The organism is Microbacterium sp. Ld4, assembly GCF_045066555.1.
Classification (GTDB): domain Bacteria; phylum Actinomycetota; class Actinomycetes; order Actinomycetales; family Microbacteriaceae; genus Microbacterium.
Genome location: NZ_JBISHE010000013.1, coordinates 499,380 through 518,151, shown reverse-complemented (window position 1 = coordinate 518,151; position 18,772 = coordinate 499,380). Strand labels below are relative to the sequence as shown.

The window sequence follows — 18,772 nt, the reverse complement described above, 5'->3', positions numbered from 1 at the left end:
GGCGACCCCCAGGGATGATGGGAGCATGTCCTACCCTGTCGAACGCCGATCCAACCCCCTCGCCTGGGCCGCCTTCGGAGTCGGTCTCCTCGGTCTCCTGCTGATGCCGATCCCGCTGTTCATCGGGTTCTTCCTCGGTGGCGGCCTCTCGCTCATCGCCGCCGTCCTCGTGGTGATCGCGCTGCTCAAGGGCCTCGCCCGCCGCGGCGCGGGCATCGCGCCGGTCGTCTTCGCCGCCATCTTCGTCCTGCTCACCTGGGGCGGCATCTCCATCGGCGGCGGCATCGTCTGGTGAGAACATGGGGGCCTCCGCCGCTGCCCGCTCAGCGGCGGATGGTCTCCCGCGCGACGGTGAACGCCTCCAGCGCGTCATCGTCGATCTCGATGCCGAGGCCCGGACCGGTCGGAACGCGCACATGCCCGCTTTCGAGGACCGCCGGCCCTGTCACGATGTCGCGGTCGTAGAAGCGGTTCGACGCCGAGACGTCGCCCGGCAGCGTGAACGCCGGCAGGGCGGCGAGCGCGGCGTTCGCGGCGCGACCGATCCCGGTCTCGAGCATTCCGCCGCACCACACCGGGATGCCGGCGCTCTCGCACAGGTCCGCGATGCGGACGGCCTCGAGGTAGCCGCCCACCCGCCCCGCCTTGATGTTGATCACCGTGGTGGCCCCGAGGGCGAGCGCGTCGCGGGCGGCCTTGGCCGACGTGATCGACTCGTCGAGGCAGATCGGCGTTTTCAGCTGTTGCGCGAGCGCGGCGTGGTCAACGATGTCGTCCTCCTGGAGGGGCTGCTCGATCAGCAGCAGCCCGAAGCGGTCGAGCTGGGCGAGGGTGTCGGCATCGGCCAGCGTGTACGCGGAGTTCGCGTCGACCTGCAGCGGGATGTCGGGAAAGGCCGCGCGCACCGCGGCGGTGTCCTCGATGTCGCGGCCGGGACGGATCTTGATCTTGATGCGCACGTACCCCTCGTCGAGGTAGCCGCGGACGGTCTCCACGAGGGCCGCGGGATCCGCCTGGATGCCGACGCTCACCCCCGACGGCACGAGCTCGCGCTGCGCCCCGAGGTAATCCGCGAACGACCGGCTCTCGGCGCGGAGAGCCGCATCGAGGACGGCGAGCTCGAGCCCGGCCTTCGCCATCCGATGCCCCACGAACGGGCTCAGGGCTGTCGCGACCTCTGCAGGTGACAGGGTCCTGCGATCGAGCAGGGCGGGCGCCAGCCACCTCGTCGCGACGTCCCACGCACCCTGGGTGTACTCGCTGGAGTACAGCGGCGCGTTCTGCGTGACGATCTCACCCCACCCGTCGGCGCCCACCCCCGTCTGCGCCCGCACGACGATGACCTCCCGCACCGTCTCGGTGCCGAACGAGGTCGTGAACGGCGCGACGAGCGGCAGGTGCAGCACCCGCAGCTCGATCGCCTCGAGAGGGACGGATGCAGCGGGGTGGGCGATCGGCATCCGGTCAGGTTACGCGGGGTTGCGGGGCGGATGCGAGGGCCGCCCGCCCGCCGTACCGTCGGGTCATGTCGATCGCGACCACCACCTCGGGGAGCCTCCCCCGCACCCACGCCCTCATCGAGGCGAACGGCGCCCGCGCCTTCGCCGACGACGGCTTCACCCTGACGTCGACGCCGGAGGTCGACGCGCTCACCGGACAGGCGGTCGCCGATGTCGTCGCCCGCCAGCGGGAGTCGGGCATCACGCTCGTCGGTGACGGCGAGTTCGGCAAGGCGATGTCGAGCGCGGTCGACTACGGCGCCTGGTGGGGCTACTCGTTCCAGCGGGTCGCCGGGCTCTCCCTGACGGAGGTCAACGCCTTCAACGAGCCGGCCGTGCAGTCCTCCCCCGGTGACGTGCGGCTCACGAGCTTCCTCGGTCGCCGCGACCGGCAGCGGTTCCCCGCCGTCTACGCCGAGGCCGTCGAGACCGGCTCGGGCGCGACCGCCTTTCCCTCGACCACCGGTCCGCTGACCTACCGCGGGCAGGATGCCGTGGCATCCGACATCCGCAACCTCACCGCGGCGCTCCGAGACGGCGAGCAGGGGTTCCTGACCGCGATCGCGCCGGGCTCGGCCTCCCGCGTGCGCAACTAGTACTACGGGAGCGCCGAGGAGCACCTGTTCGCGTGGGCGGACGCTCTCCGCGAGGAGTACCGCGCCATCACCGACGCCGGCCTCATCCTCCAGCTCGACGACCCGTCCCTCGCCGAGAACTTCGACCAGATCGATCCGGAACCGTCGATCGCGGATTATCAGGCGTTCACGCGTCTGCGCATCGAGGCGCTGAACCACGCGATCGCCGGGCTGCCGAAGGAGCAGCTGCGTCTGCACCTGTGTTGGGGCTCCTGGCACGGGCCGCACACCACCGACGTGGAGCTGAAGGACATCCTCCCCGTGATCCTCGAGGCCGGCGTCGGGTCGATCTCCTTCGAGGCGGGCAACGTCCGGCACGAGCACGAGTTCGCGGTGTGGGACGACGCGCGCGTGCCCGACGATCTGGTGCTCGTGCCGGGAGTCGTCAGCCACGCCACCAACGTGGTCGAGCATCCGGACCTCGTCGCACAGCGCATCCGTCGCTACACCGACATCGTCGGGCCCGAGCGTGTGATCGCCTCGACCGACTGCGGCCTCGGCGGCCGCATCCATCCCGACATCGCCTGGGCCAAGCTCGGCGCTCTCGGCGACGGGGCGCGGCGCGCCGGCTGACGAGCCCGCGCGATCGGGGACGTCAGGGGCGGACGAACAGGTAGCCCTCGCCTGATCGGAACCCGCCGACGACGAGGCCGCGATCGTGCTCGGTGCGGAACGCGTCGCGCACGCGGCGGCGCCACCCGGCGGCCTCCGCGGGGTCGCTGACCCGCAGCGCTTCGATGTCGCGAGGGATCTCTGCGACCGACACCACGTCGCCCGGCTCGGGAGTCGGCACGGCGGCGGCGAGGCGCCAGGCCACGTGCAGGCGATCGCTCTCGTCGCCGGCGTTGATGTCGTCGGCCATGTCGCCGTAGTGATCGACCAGGTAGTCGGTGACCCGCGCGCCGAGGACGGTCAGGTTGAAGTGGGCATTGCGGGCGATCAGGGGGTCGAACGTCCAGGTGATCGTGCCGACGTCGCGCGCGAAGGCCCACTCGCGCTGGTGCGCCTTGAGCGCACGGCCGATGCCCCGGCCCTGGTGCCCCGGGAGCACGCCGGTCACATGGGAGTGCATCGATCGCGCGGCGGGCGCCCCGAAGAAGGCGACGGAGGTCGCGATCATGCTCCCGCCCTCGAAGACGCCCACGACGTAGTTGCCCGCGTGCTCGAGGGCGCGGAGCAGGTTCGGGGCCATGCCGCCGTCGGGCGACCCCCACACCGCCCCCAGCACGCGACTGGCCTCCTCGACCTCGGCCACGGAGTGCAGTTCGCGAATCTCGTATCCGACCCGCTGCTCGTCGATCATGCCGCCACGCTACCCCCGCCAGTCGCGGGCATCATCCGCGACTGCCCGAGCGACGGATGCCGCTTCGTTGCGCCCGGTTACGAGGGGCGTTTCGGCATGTTTCCGTCACCGGGGCGGGCAGCGCCGGAGAAGGGGAGGCTCGGGGTATGCCCCCCGCACCGCTGATCGCCGCCGACGACATCGACGTCGTGCGCGCCTCGGGGCGGAACGTCCGGCTCCTCGACGTCCGCTGGCGCCTCGATCAGCCCGAGGGGCGGCCCGCCTACGTCGCGGGTCACCTGCCGGGCGCCGTGTACGTCGATCTGGAGCGCGAGCTCGCCCACCCCGGTCACCCGGAGGAGGGGCGGCATCCGCTCCCCCCTGTCGACGGCCTTCGCCAGGCGGTGCGGCGGTGGGGGATCAGCCGCGACGACCTCGTCGTCGCGTACGACGACAACGACGGCGTGGCGGCCGCACGCGCGTGGTGGCTGCTCCGCCGCCGCGGGCTCGACATCCGCGTCCTCGACGGCGGCTTCCGCGCCTGGATCGCGGCGGGCCTGCCGCTGCAGACCGGCGACGTCGCTGTCGAGCCGGGCGACGCCGACATCGACGACACCGATCCGGGGGTCATCTCCCTGACGGAGGTCGGGCGACTGCCGCGCCACGGGGTGCTCGTCGACGTCCGGAGCCCCGAACAGTACCGGGGCCGCGCCGCCGCGCTCGACCCGGTGTCGGGACACATCCCCGGCGCGATCAACATCCCCACCGTCTCGCACATGCGCCCCGACGGGCGGCTGCGTGCAGCCGCCGAGATCGGCGCGACGCTCGGCGCGCACGGCATCCGTCCGGGCACTCCGGTGGCGCTGTACTGCGGCTCGGCGATCGCATCGGCGCACTCGGCGCTCGCCTACGAGGTCGCCGGCGTCGAGGCGCTCGTCTACCCCGGCTCGTGGAGTCAGTGGGCGCGCACGAGCGGCAGCCCGGTCGCCACGGGGTCGCACCCGTGGGATGTGACGCACTCGGCGTGATCCTGCCCGGGGCGCCGCGCGACGGCCGCGCCCTCGCGTCAGTGGGCGTGCGGCGGGTTCTCGGCGAACTTGAACGCGAGCCGGCCGTGCGTGAAGCCCCCACCCGCGCGGATCGCGCTCGCGACCCACGCCGTCTCGGCCAGCTCCGCCTCGGTCGCGCCCGCGCGGAGCGCGGCCTGCGTGTGCCCGTCGATGCAGTAGACGCACTGGGTAGTGATGCCGACGGCCACCGCGATGAGCTCGCGGAACTTCAGGGGGATCTCCCTCCCCTCCTCGGCGAAGACGGCGCCGTTGAATTCGGCCCAGGTCTTGAGGATGTCGGGGGTGTGCTCTTTGTAGACGCGGGTGTAGGCCGCGTCGCCGGTGCGGTCGAAGAAGTCGCTCACGGTGCTCCTCGGTGGTGATCGGATGCCAGGCGGTCGCCGCCGGCGGTCCGTTCGACGATAGGTCGCCCCGGCTGCCTGCTGAGCGGTCGGCGTCACGCGACGACACAGCGCCTGCGCGGTCTTTTGCGGCGCGGCCGACCCGGGGCGAGGCGGTGAGCGAGGCATCCGCTCGTTCAGGGCAGAATCGAGGGATGACGTCCGCGCCGCTCCACCCCGCCCACGCCTGCCTCATCGTGCACGGCAAGGACAGCCCCGGCATCATCGCCGCGGTCTCGGCGATGATCACGCGCATCGGCGGCAACATCGTCGCGTTCGATCAGTACTCCGACGACCCGCGGGGCGGGGCGTACTTCCAGCGCGTCGTGTTCCACCGACCCGACTTCGCGGCATCCCGCCCGCAGATCGAGGCCGAGATCGAGCAGACGCTCGCCCCCTTCGAGCTGGAGTGGTCGCTGACCGACCAGTCGGTGCCGAAGCGGATGGCGATCCTCTCGTCGAAGCAGGACCACTGCCTGCTCGACCTGCTGTGGCGCAGCCGCCGCGGCGAGCTGCCCGTGCAGATCTCGATGGTGATCTCGAACCACACGACCTCGGCCGAAGACGTCCGCTCGTTCGGGGTGCCGTTCTTCCATGTGCCGTCGGTGCCCGGCCCCGACAAGTCGGCATCCGAAGCCAAGATCCTCGAGCTCCTGCAGGGCAACGTCGACCTCGTGGTGCTGGCCCGGTACATGCAGATCCTCTCGCCCGAGTTCCTCGACGCGCTCGCCGTGCCCGTCATCAACATCCACCACTCGTTCCTGCCCGCGTTCATCGGCGCCGAGCCGTACCGCAAGGCGAAGGAGCGCGGCGTGAAGCTCATCGGCGCGACCAGCCACTACGTCACGGGCGACCTCGACGAGGGTCCGATCATCGAGCAGGACACGATCCGGGTAACCCACGCCGACACCTCCGAGGAGCTGGCGCGGCGGGGCGCCGACGTCGAGCGCCAGGTGCTCTCCCGCGCGGTCCGCTGGCACGCCGAGGATCGCATCATCCGGCACGGCAACCACACGATCGTCTTCTGACGGGCGGCCGGCGTCGCGGCCTCATCAGAGCGGATGCCGGCGGGCGCCCGGCCGCTATGCGAAAAGGCCGAAGTCGCCGAGGTCGGTGACGGTGGCCGAGGCGGCATCCCACCGGCGCAGGCCCCGCGCCGTGCCGGTGACGCCCTCGCCCAGCAGCGGCAGCGCGCGCTCCAGGTCGGTGACCTTCAGCCGGCGGGCGAGCGTGACGTGCGGGGTCCAGGCCCCGGGCATCGTGTGCGGCGCATCGTCGCCCGCGCCCGCGGCGGCGTGGACGTCGGCGTGGAGCGCCAGGAGCGCCGCCGACGGCACCACCGATCTCGCGAGCACCCGCCGGTCGCCGGCGCCGAACAGGAGCGGCGCTCCCAGCGAGACGGCGAAGGCCTCCCGGCGGTCCAGCTCGAGGGCTACGGCCTCCCGCACCAGCAGGGTCACGTGCGGCCGGTTGCTCGGCGAGGTGTGGCTGCCGAGGCTCGAAAGTCCGGCGCCGGCCAGCGCCTGCCACTCCGTGCGCACGGCGCGCTCGGTGTCGGCATCGAACACGAGCTCGATGCTGACGACCGGCGCCCCGCGCACGGCGCTCACCAGATCGTGACGCGCTTGTCCTCGTCGAGCCACAGGGCGTCCGACTCGGTGACGTCGAAGGCCGCGTAGAACTCGTCGAGGTTTCGGACGATCTGGTTGCAGCGGAACTCGTTCGGCGAGTGCGGGTCGATCGTCAGCAGACGGATCGTCTCGGCATCCCGCCCCTTCTGCTGCCAGATCTGACCCCAGCTCAGCAGCAGGCGCTGGATGCCGGTGAGCCCGTCGATCTCGGGGCCGTCGGCATCGGTCGCACCGGTCGCCGCGAGGTGCAGGCGGTACGCCTTGATCGCGATGCCGAGACCGCCCAGGTCGCCGATGTTCTCACCGATCGTGAGCGCCCCGTTGACCGTGTGATCGGCCGACAGGCCCTGCGGAACGAGCGCGTTGTACTGCTCGATGAGGGCGCCGGTGCGCTCGGTGAACGCGGCCCGGTCGTCGTCGGTCCACCAGTCGTTGAGCGCGCCGGTGCCGTCGAACGCGCTCCCCTGGTCGTCGAAGCCGTGGCCGATCTCGTGACCGATCACCGCGCCGATGCCGCCGTAGTTGGCGGCGGGGTCGCGCTCCAGGTCGAAGAACGGGAACTGCAGGATCGCGGCGGGGAAGACGATCTCGTTCATGAGCGGGTTGTAGTACGCGTTGACCGTCTGCGGGGTCATGAACCACTCGTCGCGGTCGATGGGGGCGCCGAGCTTGGCGACCTGGCGGTCGTGCTGCCACGCGTTGGAGCGGCGCACGTTGCCGATGAGGTCGGCGGCGTCGATCTCGAGGTCGGCGTAGTCCTTCCACACGGTCGGGTAGCCGACCTTGGGCGTGAAGCTGTCGAGCTTCTCGAGAGCACGCTCGCGGGTCGCCGGCGTCATCCACTCGAGCTCGGAGATCGACTGACGGTACGCCTCGATCAGGTTCGCGACGAGGGCGTCCATGTCGGTCTTCGCCTGCGGCGGGAAGTGCCGCTCGACGTACACCTTGCCCACCGCTTCGCCGAGGGCGGCCTCGACGAGGCCGACGCCGCGCTTCCAGCGCTCGCGATTCACCGGCACGCCGGTGAGCTCGGTGCCGTAGAAGGCGAAGTTCGCGTCGACGAACGCCTCCGACAGGAACGGGGCGGCGGCGCGCACGATGTGCATCCGGAGCCACGCCTTCCAGTCGTCGAGGCGAGCCTCGACGAGCAGCGAGCCGAGGCCTTCAAGGAAGCTGGGCTGGTTGACGTCGATCTCGGCGAGCGCCTCGGGACGACCGGGGATGATCGCCTCCCGCCACGGCTCGAGGTCGACCCCGACCAGGGCGACCGTGTCGTCCCACGACATCAGGTTGTAGGTGGCGACGGCGTCGCGGCTGCGGACGTTGTCCCAGTGGTGTCCGGCGAGCTCGGTCTCGAGCGCGAGCACGCGCTCGGCCTGGTCATCGGCGCCCTCGATGCCGGCGAGGGACAGCAGCGTCGACGCGTAGCCGCGGAAGGCGGTGCGGGTCTTCGCGAAGTTCTCGAGCCGGTAGTAGCTCTCGTCGGGAAGGGAGAGGCCGCCCTGCACCAGGAACATGACATAGCGCGTCGGGGTGCCGGGGTCGGGCTCGACGAAGGTGCCGAACACGCCCCCGACGCCTTCGCGCTCGAGCGCGCCGACGGTGCGGAGGAAGCCGGGGATGTCGGTGATGGCGTCGACCAGCGCGAGCTGCGGCGCGATCGCGTCGGCGCCCTTCGCCTCGATCGCGTCGGTGTCCATGAAGCTCGTGTAGAGGTCGCCGATCTTGCGGGTTTCGGTGCCGGGCTCCGCCGACTGGGATTCCTCGACGATGACGTGGACGTCTTTCTCCGCCTGCTCGGCGATGAGGTGGAACGAGCCCCACCGCGCCTTGTCGTCGGGGATCTCGGTGCGATCGAGCCATGCGCCGTTGACGTAGCGGAACAGGTCGTCCTGAGGACGGACCTCGTCGCTGAGGCCGGAGAGATCGATGCCGGAGGGGAGGGTGTGCTCGGTCATGCGTCTCAGGATATGCGTCGCCTCCACCGGGGCGGCCGAGTCACTGCCGCGCGGTGCTGCATCCCTCGGCCACGGGCACTCCGGCGAACCGGTCGCGCGTCCAGTCGATGAGCTCCTCGAGGAGCGGCGACGGCCGCTCGACGACGCCGGCGTGCTCGTAGCCGTCGTAGATGCGGAAGTCGACGTCCTGGCCGGCCGCGCACATCCGGTCGACGAAAGCGGTCTGCGTGGCGACCGAGATGACGCTGTCGGCGCCTCCCTGCGCGAGCAGCAGGGGCGCGGTCTGCGTGAGGGGCGCCGCGTTCTCGCGGAGCAGCCGGCCCAGCTCTCCCGATGCCGGCGACGTCGAGAACAGCCGCGGATCACCGCTCATGCCGAGCGCCGCCGCGACCGACACCACGATCGACGGGTCGCTGAGGCACCGCTCCGACATCTGACGGAGCGTCGTCTGCGCCCCCGGACGCACGTAGTCGGTGTAGGCGATGTCGTAGATCTCGGAGTAGGCGGCGAACGCGTACGACGCGAAGATGCTGCCCCCCGTCACAGACGAGATGTTCTGCACGAGGGCGGCCGGATCGCTGGCCGGCGCGAGGGCGGCGACCCCCTGCACCCACACCTCGGGCGCGTAGTCCCGGGCCCGAGCACCGGCCCACAGCGCGGCGGCGCCCCCCTGCGAGTGGCCCCAGATCACGGTGCGGGTGCCGATGTCGGCGTCGGTCAGCTCCCGGGCCGCGCGCACGGCGTCGAGAGAGGCGGTCGCGCTCGGCTCTCCGACGAGGTACGGATGCGGTCCCTCGGTGCCGAGGCCGATGTAGTCGGTCGCGACGACGGCCCATCCCTCGGCGATGAGGGCGGGCAGGACGTAGAGCGCGCCCGACCACATGCCGCGGGGCTGGAGCGACGGCGCGCAGTGCTCCGAGAAGCCGGTCGTGCCGTGGTTCCAGTCGATCACCGGCCACTGGCCGTCGCCGTTGACGGGAACCGCGACGATGCCGCTCGCGACCCGCACCTCGCCGTCGACGCCCGTCGTCGTGTAGAGGATGCGCCAGCCGTTCGCCGTGCCGGGGATGCCGTTCGTGTACCGCTCGGCCCGGATGAGGCGTCCCGGCTCGTCGGGCATGTCGCGGGGCGCCGCGTAGAAGGCGTCGACGACCGTCGATCCGTCGCGGAGCGGCGTGGTCACGAGCGCCGTCGTGACGGCGAGGCCCAGCGAGACCAGGGCGATCACGGTTCGTCCCCAGCGTCGGCGGGGAGTGGCGGTCTGCTCGGCGGTGCGGGTCTCCTCCCGCCGGCGGATCCTCGTCCACAGGTCGACGACGCCGCTCATGATGAGGCGGGCGCCGAAGACCACGGCGACGACGAGCAGCGTGATGTCGGGCCAGAACAGCGCGAGAGCGCCGAAGATGATCCCCGACGACCCGAATGCGGCGTCCGCGATCCGGGCGTCGATCGTGCGGCCGCGCGCGAAGACGGCGATGAGACCCAGGATGCCGCCGACGAGGAGCAGGATGCCGACGAGGCCGGCGAGAAGGCGCACGGTGAGGCCGGGTGCGAGCAGCACGAACACGCCCGCGACCACCCACGCGGCGCCCGTGAGCGTGCGCCACCGGGGCCGCGGCCCCTCCCCCTCTCGGCCGGTCAGCTCGAGGACGCCGGTGAGCACCATGCCGCCGCCGATGAGCCAGGCGAGCACGTCGAGGGCGGTCGTGGGCCGGATGACGATGACGACGCCCAGGACGACCGCCGCCAGGGCGATGACGACCCGCATCCACTCGGGGAGCCGCGCGTGCAGCCGCGCCACAGCGAGGCGCTTGAGCAGTCGCATCGTTCTCCTCGGACGCGGTGGACGGTGGGGCGACGTCTGCGGGGTCGGCCGTCGGAAGCGGACGAGCGGGCACCACCCCGAGCCCTCAACGGTACCGACTCGGCGGGATTTCGTCGGATCGGTGGACATCGGGCGGCGAGTATGGGCGGCGGTCGCTGCTCTCCGCGAGGCCGATAGGGTGAGCGCCATGGGACGGGCCGGAACGACGCGCGCGAGCGTGCGCGATGTCGCGGCGCGCGCCGGGGTCTCGACGCAGACCGTCTCGCGCGTCATCAACGACAGCCCGCAGCTGCGCCCCGCGACCCGCGCCCGCGTCGAGGCGGCCATGGCCGAGCTGGGCTACCGCGTGAACAACGCGGCGCGCTCGCTCGGCACTGCCACGACGCGGACGGTCGGCGTCGTGGCATCCGATGCGACGCTCCATGGACCGTCGGCGGGCATCGCGGCGCTCGACGCCGCCGCGCGGGAAGCCGACCGCTGGATCGCGACGGCGTACTCGGATGCCGCAGACCCGGCGGCCGTCGCAGACGCCGCCTCGCGCCTGCTGGCCCAGGGGGTCGACGCCCTGATCGTCGTCGCCCCGCACACCGCGACGCTCGCCGCGCTGCGGGAGGCCGCCGGCGACACCCCGGCGGGCGCGCTCCACACCGGGCCGGGCGCGGAGCGCCAGCGACAGGCGGCGGGTCTCGCGGTCGCGCACCTCGTCTCGCTCGGCCACCGGCGCATCGCGCGGGTCGCGGGGCCGGCCGACTGGCTCGAGGCGAACGCGCGCGACGACGGCGCGGCGTCGGCGCTCGAAGACGCGGGCCTGGCGGCGGGTCGGGTGTGGCGCGGCGACTGGACCTCGGCCACCGCCGCCGCCCTCGGCGCCGAGATCGCTGCGGCGGTGCGCGCGCCCGACGGGCCGACTGCGATCGCGGTCGCGAACGACCAGATGGCGCTCGGGCTGATCGCGGGGCTCCGCCGCGAAGGGCTCCACGTGCCGGCCGACGTCAGCGTCACGGGGTTCGACGACAACCCCGAGGCGGCGTTCTACGCCCCCGCCCTCACAACCGTCCGCATCGACACCGCCGGCGAGGCGAGACGGGTCATCGTCGAGGTGCTCGGGCTCTCGGGCTCGGTTGCCCCTCCCGCGGCGCCGACCCTGATCGTCCGCGATTCGACGGCGCCGCCCCGCTCCTGAGCCCGGGGACGAACTCCCCGCTCGCTGCTCTGGCGCGAGCCGGATGTTATCGGTAACATCTACCTCATGACCGATCCCAAAGAGGCGATCAGCCCCGAGGTGCAGCGAGCGATCGACCTCGTGCGCGCCGACGTCGCCGCCCTTCACAACGAACTCGTCCGCTACGGCCTCGTCATCTGGACGGGCGGCAACGTCTCGGGCCGCGTGCCCGGCGCCGACCTCTTCGTGATCAAGCCGTCGGGCGTCTCGTACGACGACCTGGCCCCCGAGAACATGATCCTCTGCACGCTCGACGGCGCCGTCGTCGAGGGCTCCCCCGGCAGCGAGCGCTCGCCCTCGAGCGACACGGCCGCGCACGCCTACGTCTACCGCAACATGCCGCACGTCGGCGGGGTCGTGCACACGCACTCCCCCTACGCCGTCGCGTGGGCTGCCCGCGGCGAGGAGATCCCCTGCGTGATCACGGGCATGGCCGACGAGTTCGGCGGACCGATCCCGATCGGACCGTTCGCCATCATCGGCGACGACTCGATCGGCCGGGGCATCGTCGAGACGCTCAGCGGACACCGGTCACGCGCCGTGCTCATGCAGAACCACGGCCCGTTCACGATCGGCGTCAGCGCGAAGGATGCCGTCAAGGCGGCCGTCATGTGCGAGGACGCCGCCCGGACGGTGCACTTCGCCCGCCAGGGCGGCGACCTGATCCCGATCCCCCAGGACAAGATCGACGCGCTCTACAACCGGTATCAGAACGTGTACGGCCAGAGCACGGACGCCCGCCGGTGAGCGCCGCGGCATCCGTCCACGCCGCCGCCATCGCCGGCGGCCGCGGGGCTCTCGGCATCGAGCTCGGCTCGACCCGCATCAAGGCCTGCCTCGTCGACAGCGCCGACCCCTCGACGGTGCTGGCGGTCGGCAGCCACGAGTGGCAGAACGAGCTGGTCGACGGTGTGTGGACCTACCCGGCGGATGCCGTCTGGTCGGGCCTGCAGGCGGCGTACGCCGATCTCGTGGCCGACGTCCGGCGTCGTCACGAGGCCGACCTCACCGGCCTCTCCGCCATCGGCGTCTCGGCGATGATGCACGGCTACCTCGCCTTCGACGACAGCGGCGAGCTGCTGGTGCCGTTCCGGACCTGGCGCAACACCTCCACCGGAGCGGCGGCGGCCGAGCTCACCGAGCTCCTCGGCGTCAACATCCCCCTCCGCTGGTCGATCGCCCACCTGCACCAGGCGATCCTCGACGACGAAGCGCACCTCGCCGCGCTCGCCTCGGTGAACACCCTCGCGGGGTGGGTGCATCAGAGCCTCACCGGCGAGTTCGTGCTCGGCGTCGGCGACGCCTCCGGCATGTTCCCCATCGGAGTCGACGGCGGGTACGACGCGGCCCGGGTGGCCGCCTACGACGCTCACGCGGGCGCCGCACTCGGCGGTCGCAGCCTCACCGAACTGCTGCCCGCCGTGCTCCCCGCGGGAGCGGATGCCGGACGCCTGACCGCAGCCGGCGCCGCCCTCCTCGACCCCACCGGCACCCTGCGCCCGGGCGCGGTCGCCGCACCGCCCGAGGGCGACGCGGGTACCGGCATGGTGGCGACGAACGCCGTCGCCCCGCGCACCGGCAACGTGAGCGCCGGCACGAGCATCTTCGCGATGGTCGTGCTCGAGCGCCCCCTGGAGCGCGTGCACACCGAGATCGACCTCGTCACGACCCCGGCCGGCGACGCCGTCGCCATGGTGCACTGCAACAACGGCGCCAGCGAGCTCGCCGCGTGGGCGTCGCTGTTCAGCGCGTTCAGCGCGGCATCCGGATCTCCCCTGAGCACGGATGCCGTCTTCGAGGTCCTCCTCCGCGAGGCGCTCGTCGGAGCGCCCGATGCCGGCGGCCTCCTCGCCTACAACCATCTGGCGGGCGAGCCGATCGCAGGGCTCGATGAGGGCCGGCCGCTGTTCGTGCGCACCCCCGACGCGTCGTTCACCCTCGCCAACACGATGCGCGCGCACGTCTACGGCGTCTTCGCGACCCTCGCCCTCGGCATGCAGACCCTCGCCGAGGAGGGCGTCGCGCTCGACGAGCTCTTCGCTCACGGCGGCATCTTCCGCACGGCCGGGGTCGCGCAGCGCTTCCTCGCCGGCGCGCTCGACGTGCCCGTCACCGTCGGCGACACCGCCGCCGAGGGCGGCGCCTGGGGCATGGCCGTGCTCGCCGCCTTCGCGGCGCACGCTCGGCAGACAGAACCGGCGGGTGACGACGACGCGCACCCGCACAACGCGCCGGGCGAAGGCCTCGCCGGCTACCTCACGACCCGGGTGTTCGCGGGGGCGGCGTCCGTCACCGTCGACCCCGACCCGACCGACGTCGCCGGCTTCGCCGACTACCTCATCCGCTACCGCGACGGCCTCGCCGTCGAGGTCGCCGCCGTGACCGCGCTCGGCACCCGCGGCATCCGCTCAACGAACGAAGGAACAGCATGACCCTCTCCACCAGCCTCGAGCAGTACACCGTCTGGTTCGTCACCGGCAGCCAGAACCTGTACGGCGAGGAGACGCTCCGCCAGGTCGCCGAGCAGTCCCAGGCGGTCGTCGCCGGCCTCGCGGGCCTGCCCGTGAAGGTCGAGTGGAAGCCCGTCCTGAAGGATGCCGACTCGATCCGCCGCCTGGCGCTCGAGGCGAACGCCGACGACTCGGTGATCGGCATCATCGCGTGGATGCACACGTTCAGCCCCGCCAAGATGTGGATCTCGGGCCTCGACGCGCTCCGCAAGCCGCTCCTGCACCTGCACACGCAGGCGAACGTCGAGCTGCCCTGGAACGACATCGACTTCGACTTCATGAACCTGAACCAGGCCGCCCACGGCGACCGCGAGTTCGGGTACATCCAGACGCGTCTGGGCGTGCCGCGCAAGACGGTCGTCGGCCACGTGTCGCACCCGGTCGTCGTGCAGCAGATCGACGACTGGCAGCGCGCCGCCGCCGGCTGGCAGGCCGCCCGCACCCTCAAGCTCGCCCGCTTCGGCGACAACATGCGCTACGTCGCCGTCACGGAGGGCGACAAGACCGAGGCGGAGCTGCAGTTCGGCGTGCAGGTCAACACCTGGGGTGTGAACGAGCTCGCGGATGCCGTAGCCCAGGCGACCGACGCGCAGATCGACGCCCTCGTCGAGGAGTACATCGCTTCGTACGACGTGGCGCCCGAGCTGCTGCCCGGTGCCGAGCGGCACCAGTCGCTCCGCGACGGCGCGGCGATCGAGATCGGGCTGCGCTCGTTCCTCGAGGCCGGCGGCTTCGGCGCCTTCACCACCTCGTTCGAGGACCTCGGCGCGCTCACGCAGCTGCCGGGTCTCGCCGTCCAGCGCCTCATGGCCGAGGGCTACGGCTTCGGCGCCGAGGGCGACTGGAAGACCGCCATCCTTGTGCGCGTCGCGAACGTGATGGGCTCCGGGCTCCCCGGCGGGGCGAGCCTCATGGAGGACTACACCTACGACCTGGTGCCGGGTGACGAGCGGATCCTCGGCGCGCACATGCTCGAGGTCTCGCCGTCGCTGACGACCGAGAAGCCGCGCCTCGAAGTCCACGAGCTCGGAATCGGCGGCAAGGCCGACCCGGTGCGGCTCGTCTTCACCGCCGACGCCGGCCCGGCCGTCGTCGTCGCGATGAGCGACATGCGCGACCGCTTCCGTCTCGTGGCGAACGTCGTCGAGAACGTCGACGCCCCCGATCTGCCGAAGCTGCCGGTCGGTCGCGCCGTGTGGAAGCCCGCGCCCGACTTCGCGACCTCGGCCGCGTGCTGGCTCGCCGCGGGCGCCGCGCACCACACCGTCATGACGACGGCCGTGGGCATCGAGGTGTTCCGCGACTTCGCCGACATCGCCGGCACCGAGCTGCTCGTCATCGACGAAGACACCACGGTGCGCGGCTTCCAGAAGGAGCTCCGCTGGAACCAGGCGTACTACCGCCTGGCGCAGGGCCTCTGACCCGCACGCACAGGAACGCCCCGTCACCTGGAGGTGGCGGGGCGTTCGTGCATCCGTGGGTCAATGCCCGTTGTGACCCGGCAGGATGAGTTCGTGGTCGGAGTGGCTCGGCGCCGACTGTCCGACGGTGGTCGCCCCGAGGGCGGGGGTCACGAGGCCCGCGACGATGACGCAGCCGACGATGAGACCGCCGATGCCGGCCGGTCGCGCCTGACGGAGCGCCCGGGCGCCCTCGGGCGTCGCACGGGAGATGCGCCGCACCGTCGCCGCCGACGCGACGCCGAAGACGATCGACAGGAGGACGGCGACCCCGACGGCGAATGCGCTGATGCGGATCGGGTCGAGGATGAGCGCCGCGGCCGCGGTGACGATGCTGCCGAGGGCGATCGCCATCCCGAGCCGCGGGGCGGCGACGCGGGACCGGAGGAGCGCGACGACTCCCCAGGCGAGGCTCGCCGCCCCGAGGGCGACGAGCAGGACGCCGACGCCGCGCATTGCGGCATCGGCGCCCTGGGTGATGGCGCCGGCACCGATTCCGATCTGGAGGAGCCCGCCGCCCCATGCGGCGAGGGTCGGCCAGGAGCGGATCAGTGCCGGCGACGCCATCAGACGGCTTCCCGCGGCGAGACGTGCTTGTCAGCGGCGATTCCGACGCCCAGCAGCACGAGCGCGCTGGCGAGGTGGAGGAAGTGGTCGTTCGTGTTCAGGGCGAGCACGTTGGCGGCCGTGTCGGCGATGAAGAAGCCGACGATGCCGAGGAGCAGGTACGCCGCGCCGACGACGATGTTGACGCCCTTGGCCGCGCGGACGTTCGAGAGCCCGCCGATCAGCAGGGCGGCACCGATGAGGAGGTGCGCGACGTTGTGGAGCGGGTTGACCTCGAAGATGCCGAGGAGCAGTTCGCCATCGGTGGCGATGAAGTCGACGCCTGCGGTGACCGTGAAGCCCAGGAGTCCGACGAGGATGTAGACGACGCCGAAGACGGTGGCGACGAGACGGTTGGGTGACTTGCTCATGCGGGTTGTCCCTCCGGATATGCGACGGATGCCGCGATGTGTGCTGCAGTGGTGCTTGCTATGTGTTCGTTATGACGCGCGAAACGGATTGGCTCGACGTTAGGCGCAACGAGCAGTGGGCGCTCCGGGGTTGATCCCCTCTCGGAGCGGATGCTATGCGCGCGAAGCGGCGCCCAGCCGGCGCCCGGCCTCGCGCAGCCACTGCGCCGGAGCGGCCATCGACGCCGCCGCGCTCCCCGCGAGATCGGTGAGCGACACGGCGTCGGCGAACCCGGAGGCGTCCGCGTCAGGGGCGATGCGCCCCGCCACCAGCACGCTGGGCACGCCCGCCTCGCGGGCCACGCCCTGCACGAAGGCCGGCACCTTTCCGGCAGCGGACTGGCCGTCGAACGACCCCTCGCCCGTCACGACGACGGATGCCGCGGCGACCGCCTCGCGCAGACCGATGAGCTCTGCCACCTCGCCCGCTCCCGGGCGCAGCGACGCTCCCCACAGGGCGAGCGCGAATCCGGTGCCACCCGCCGCTCCGGCCCCGGGCAGGGCGGAGTCGACGGGGCCGCCGGGCGACGAGCTCGGCGCGAGGGCGGCCCACCGGTGCAGCGCCGCGTCGACGGCGGCGATGTCGGCCCCCGTGAGCCCCTTCTGCGGGCCGAACACGGCGGCGGCGCCCTGAGGGCCCGTCAGCGGATTGGTCACGTCGCTCAAGACCAGCACGCCGCCGGGCGGCAGGGGCCGAAGCCCCGACAGGTCGGCGGCGGCGACGGCGGCCAGGCCGCGCGCTCCCCGGCAGGTGTCGGTGCCGTCGGCGTCGCGGAAGTGCCCGCCGAGGGCTCGCAGCATGCCGAGCCCGCCGTCGGTGGACGCGGATGACCCGATGCCCAGGACGAGGCGGTGCACGCCGGCATCGAGGGCGGCGGCGATCGCCTCGCCGAAGCCGGTGGTGTCGGCATCCCACGGCAGCCTGTCGTCGCCGAGCAGCTCGATACCGCTCGTCGAGGCGAGCTCCACGACGCCCGTTCCGCCGGGCAGCAGCAGCCACTGGGCATCGACCTCGGCGCCGCGCGGTCCGCGCACCCGGATGCCGTGCGGAGCGGCTCCCGGCACGGCGGCGGCGAACGCGGCCAGCGTGCCCTCGCCGCCATCGGCCATGGGACGGAGCACGATCGCCGCATCCGGATCGCTCTCGCGCCACCCGTCCGCCACCGCCTGCGCGGCGGCGGCAGCGGCGATCGAGCCTTTGAAGCTGTCGAGGGCGACGACGACCGTCATGCGCGCGGGGGCGTGCTCTCGCGCAGCAGCACCTCGAGGCGCAGGGCGGCCTTGTCGGGTTCCCACTCGGGCTGGGTCGCAGCGCGGAACGCCTCGAGGCCCACGTCTTCGAGCGGGATGCGCACCGTCGTGAGGGCGGGCGTCACGTCGCGGCCGGTGGGGATGTCGTCGAATCCCGCCACGGCGACGTCGTCACCCGGGGTGCGCCCGGCATCCCGGAGCGCGGAGAGCGCCCCGATCGCCACGACGTCGCTGACGCCGAAGACGACGGTGCCGGGCTCGACGCCGTCGGCCAGCGCCGCCGCCATCGCCGCCTGCCCGGCCTCGCGCGTGAAGCCGCCCCGGTAGACGCGGGGTTCGGCTCCGCCGGCGGCCACGAAGCCCTCGGTGAACCCGGCGACGCGGGAGTCGCTCGTGACGGTGCCCTCGGCGGCCGCGAGGACGACGGCCGTGCGATAGCCGCGGCCCACGAGCGCGCGGGCGAGCTGATCGGCGCCCGAGCGGTTGTCGATCGTGACGGAGCGCGCTCCAGCGACGCCCGCGCCGAGCGAGACGACCCGCCCGCCGGTCGCGGCGAGCTGCTCGAGCTCGCGGGCGAGCTCGACGTCGGAGTCGGCGGCGTTGCGGGAGGCCGCGAGGATGAGGCCCCGCGGGCGCTGGCCGCGAAGGGCGCGGACGAGCCGGACCTCGCGGGCGGGGTCGCGCTCGGTGATGGCGACCGTGACGACGAGGCCCGCTTCGTCGGCGCCGCGGGCGACCCCCGAGGCGATGAGGCCGAAGTAGGGGTCGGCGATGTCGGCCACGAGCAGGGCCAAGATCGCGGACGTCCCGCGCGCCGTCGCCTGAGCCGACAGGTTCGCCGTGTACCCGAGGCGGTTCGCGGCGGCTTCGACCCGCTGCCGGTACGAGTCGGCGACCTTGCGAGTCGACCCGTTGAGCGCGCGCGACGCGGTCGCGAGCGAGACCCCGGCCTCGCGCGCGACGTCGTCGAGGGTGACGGCGCCCGGCGTGACGGCACGGCGGAGCGGGATCTGGTCTGTCATGTTCGTGATTC

Annotated in this window: 17 protein-coding genes and 1 pseudogene; 8 read left to right on the top strand and 10 right to left on the bottom strand. The window is 72.5% G+C overall.

What is annotated here, in order from left to right:
• The first annotated feature begins 25 nt into the window (after window positions 1–25).
• Complete coding sequence (locus tag ACJJV7_RS13145; RefSeq protein WP_405374050.1) at window positions 26–295, top strand: hypothetical protein; 270 nt, start codon at window positions 26–28, stop codon at window positions 293–295.
• 28 nt (window positions 296–323) lie between these two features.
• Here the strand turns inward: ACJJV7_RS13145 and menC are convergent, their stop codons facing one another.
• Window positions 324–1,460: an o-succinylbenzoate synthase gene (menC, locus tag ACJJV7_RS13140; protein WP_405374052.1), complete on the bottom strand. Its 1,137-nt coding sequence runs from the start codon at window positions 1,458–1,460 to the stop codon at window positions 324–326.
• Between the two features lie 65 nt (window positions 1,461–1,525).
• Here menC and ACJJV7_RS13135 point away from each other — a divergent pair.
• Window positions 1,526–2,707, top strand: a pseudogene (locus ACJJV7_RS13135) (cobalamin-independent methionine synthase II family protein).
• Window positions 2,708–2,729: 22 nt separating this feature from the next.
• Here the strand turns inward: ACJJV7_RS13135 and ACJJV7_RS13130 are convergent.
• Complete coding sequence (locus ACJJV7_RS13130; protein WP_405374054.1) at window positions 2,730–3,437, bottom strand: GNAT family N-acetyltransferase; 708 nt, start codon at window positions 3,435–3,437, stop codon at window positions 2,730–2,732.
• 146 nt (window positions 3,438–3,583) lie between these two features.
• Here ACJJV7_RS13130 and ACJJV7_RS13125 point away from each other — a divergent pair, with 146 nt between their 5' ends.
• Window positions 3,584–4,444 (top strand): sulfurtransferase, encoded by an 861-nt coding sequence (locus tag ACJJV7_RS13125; RefSeq protein ID WP_405374056.1) that lies wholly within the window; start codon window positions 3,584–3,586, stop codon window positions 4,442–4,444.
• A 38-nt stretch (window positions 4,445–4,482) separates the two neighbouring features.
• On the opposite strand, the gene ACJJV7_RS13120 is transcribed toward ACJJV7_RS13125, so the two are convergent.
• Window positions 4,483–4,830 (bottom strand): carboxymuconolactone decarboxylase family protein, encoded by a 348-nt coding sequence (locus tag ACJJV7_RS13120; RefSeq protein ID WP_405374058.1) that lies wholly within the window; start codon window positions 4,828–4,830, stop codon window positions 4,483–4,485.
• Between the two features lie 191 nt (window positions 4,831–5,021).
• Here ACJJV7_RS13120 and purU point away from each other — a divergent pair, with 191 nt between their 5' ends.
• Window positions 5,022–5,894, top strand: a complete 873-nt coding sequence (gene purU, locus ACJJV7_RS13115) for a formyltetrahydrofolate deformylase (protein WP_405374059.1) — start codon at window positions 5,022–5,024, stop codon at window positions 5,892–5,894.
• A gap of 54 nt (window positions 5,895–5,948) precedes the next feature.
• Here the strand turns inward: purU and ACJJV7_RS13110 are convergent, their stop codons facing one another.
• The 3 genes from ACJJV7_RS13110 to ACJJV7_RS13100 are packed head-to-tail and all read right to left on the bottom strand — an operon-like array spanning window position 5,949 to window position 10,280.
• The gene (locus tag ACJJV7_RS13110) at window positions 5,949–6,476 is read right to left on the bottom strand and encodes a 2'-5' RNA ligase family protein (RefSeq protein WP_405374061.1); all 528 of its coding nucleotides are present in this window, start codon (window positions 6,474–6,476) and stop codon (window positions 5,949–5,951) included.
• Window positions 6,473–8,455 carry a M13 family metallopeptidase gene (locus ACJJV7_RS13105; RefSeq protein WP_405374063.1) on the bottom strand — a complete coding sequence of 661 codons (1,983 nt, stop codon included), beginning with the start codon at window positions 8,453–8,455 and terminating at the stop codon, window positions 6,473–6,475. The genes ACJJV7_RS13110 and ACJJV7_RS13105 overlap by 4 nt, the downstream gene beginning before the upstream one ends.
• Before the next feature lie 40 nt (window positions 8,456–8,495).
• Window positions 8,496–10,280 carry a lipase family protein gene (locus ACJJV7_RS13100; protein ID WP_405374065.1) on the bottom strand — a complete coding sequence of 595 codons (1,785 nt, stop codon included), beginning with the start codon at window positions 10,278–10,280 and terminating at the stop codon, window positions 8,496–8,498.
• A gap of 187 nt (window positions 10,281–10,467) precedes the next feature.
• Between ACJJV7_RS13100 and ACJJV7_RS13095 the strand changes: the two genes are divergently transcribed.
• The 4 genes from ACJJV7_RS13095 to araA all read left to right on the top strand — a co-directional run bounded on the left by ACJJV7_RS13095 (window position 10,468) and on the right by araA (window position 15,433).
• A complete protein-coding gene (locus ACJJV7_RS13095; RefSeq protein WP_405374067.1) occupies window positions 10,468–11,463 on the top strand; it encodes a LacI family DNA-binding transcriptional regulator in 996 nt (331 codons plus the stop codon).
• Window positions 11,464–11,529: 66 nt separating this feature from the next.
• Complete coding sequence (locus ACJJV7_RS13090; RefSeq protein ID WP_405374069.1) at window positions 11,530–12,249, top strand: L-ribulose-5-phosphate 4-epimerase; 720 nt, start codon at window positions 11,530–11,532, stop codon at window positions 12,247–12,249.
• The gene (locus tag ACJJV7_RS13085) at window positions 12,246–13,934 is read left to right on the top strand and encodes a xylulokinase (protein ID WP_405374070.1); all 1,689 of its coding nucleotides are present in this window, start codon (window positions 12,246–12,248) and stop codon (window positions 13,932–13,934) included. Before ACJJV7_RS13090 ends, ACJJV7_RS13085 begins: the two co-directional genes overlap by 4 nt.
• Window positions 13,931–15,433: an L-arabinose isomerase gene (araA, locus tag ACJJV7_RS13080; protein ID WP_405374072.1), complete on the top strand. Its 1,503-nt coding sequence runs from the start codon at window positions 13,931–13,933 to the stop codon at window positions 15,431–15,433. Before ACJJV7_RS13085 ends, araA begins: the two co-directional genes overlap by 4 nt.
• Window positions 15,434–15,493: 60 nt before the next feature.
• On the opposite strand, the gene ACJJV7_RS13075 is transcribed toward araA, so the two are convergent.
• From ACJJV7_RS13075 to ACJJV7_RS13060, 4 genes are all read right to left on the bottom strand, one after another.
• Window positions 15,494–16,039, bottom strand: a complete 546-nt coding sequence (locus ACJJV7_RS13075) for a hypothetical protein (RefSeq protein ID WP_405374073.1) — start codon at window positions 16,037–16,039, stop codon at window positions 15,494–15,496.
• Window positions 16,039–16,449 (bottom strand): DUF4383 domain-containing protein, encoded by a 411-nt coding sequence (locus ACJJV7_RS13070; RefSeq protein ID WP_405374075.1) that lies wholly within the window; start codon window positions 16,447–16,449, stop codon window positions 16,039–16,041. The genes ACJJV7_RS13075 and ACJJV7_RS13070 overlap by 1 nt, the downstream gene beginning before the upstream one ends.
• A 153-nt stretch (window positions 16,450–16,602) precedes the next feature.
• Complete coding sequence (locus tag ACJJV7_RS13065) at window positions 16,603–17,718, bottom strand: glycerate kinase (RefSeq protein WP_405374076.1); 1,116 nt, start codon at window positions 17,716–17,718, stop codon at window positions 16,603–16,605.
• Window positions 17,715–18,761 (bottom strand): LacI family DNA-binding transcriptional regulator, encoded by a 1,047-nt coding sequence (locus ACJJV7_RS13060; protein ID WP_405374078.1) that lies wholly within the window; start codon window positions 18,759–18,761, stop codon window positions 17,715–17,717. The genes ACJJV7_RS13065 and ACJJV7_RS13060 overlap by 4 nt, the downstream gene beginning before the upstream one ends.
• Window positions 18,762–18,772 lie beyond the last annotated feature (11 nt).

Excerpts from the sequence above, each read along its gene's own strand:
- ACJJV7_RS13145 (WP_405374050.1), top strand. The coding sequence starts at position 26 with ATGTCCTACCCTGTCGAACGCCGATCCAACCCCCTCGCCTGGGCCGCC.
- menC (WP_405374052.1), bottom strand. The coding sequence starts at position 1,460 with ATGCCGATCGCCCACCCCGCTGCATCCGTCCCTCTCGAGGCGATCGAG.
- ACJJV7_RS13130 (WP_405374054.1), bottom strand. The coding sequence starts at position 3,437 with ATGATCGACGAGCAGCGGGTCGGATACGAGATTCGCGAACTGCACTCC.
- ACJJV7_RS13125 (WP_405374056.1), top strand. The coding sequence starts at position 3,584 with ATGCCCCCCGCACCGCTGATCGCCGCCGACGACATCGACGTCGTGCGC.
- purU (WP_405374059.1), top strand. The coding sequence starts at position 5,022 with ATGACGTCCGCGCCGCTCCACCCCGCCCACGCCTGCCTCATCGTGCAC.
- ACJJV7_RS13105 (WP_405374063.1), bottom strand. The coding sequence starts at position 8,455 with ATGACCGAGCACACCCTCCCCTCCGGCATCGATCTCTCCGGCCTCAGC.
- ACJJV7_RS13100 (WP_405374065.1), bottom strand. The coding sequence starts at position 10,280 with ATGCGACTGCTCAAGCGCCTCGCTGTGGCGCGGCTGCACGCGCGGCTC.
- ACJJV7_RS13095 (WP_405374067.1), top strand. The coding sequence starts at position 10,468 with ATGGGACGGGCCGGAACGACGCGCGCGAGCGTGCGCGATGTCGCGGCG.
- ACJJV7_RS13090 (WP_405374069.1), top strand. The coding sequence starts at position 11,530 with ATGACCGATCCCAAAGAGGCGATCAGCCCCGAGGTGCAGCGAGCGATC.
- araA (WP_405374072.1), top strand. The coding sequence starts at position 13,931 with ATGACCCTCTCCACCAGCCTCGAGCAGTACACCGTCTGGTTCGTCACC.
- ACJJV7_RS13075 (WP_405374073.1), bottom strand. The coding sequence starts at position 16,039 with ATGGCGTCGCCGGCACTGATCCGCTCCTGGCCGACCCTCGCCGCATGG.
- ACJJV7_RS13070 (WP_405374075.1), bottom strand. The coding sequence starts at position 16,449 with ATGAGCAAGTCACCCAACCGTCTCGTCGCCACCGTCTTCGGCGTCGTC.
- ACJJV7_RS13065 (WP_405374076.1), bottom strand. The coding sequence starts at position 17,718 with ATGACGGTCGTCGTCGCCCTCGACAGCTTCAAAGGCTCGATCGCCGCT.
- ACJJV7_RS13060 (WP_405374078.1), bottom strand. The coding sequence starts at position 18,761 with ATGACAGACCAGATCCCGCTCCGCCGTGCCGTCACGCCGGGCGCCGTC.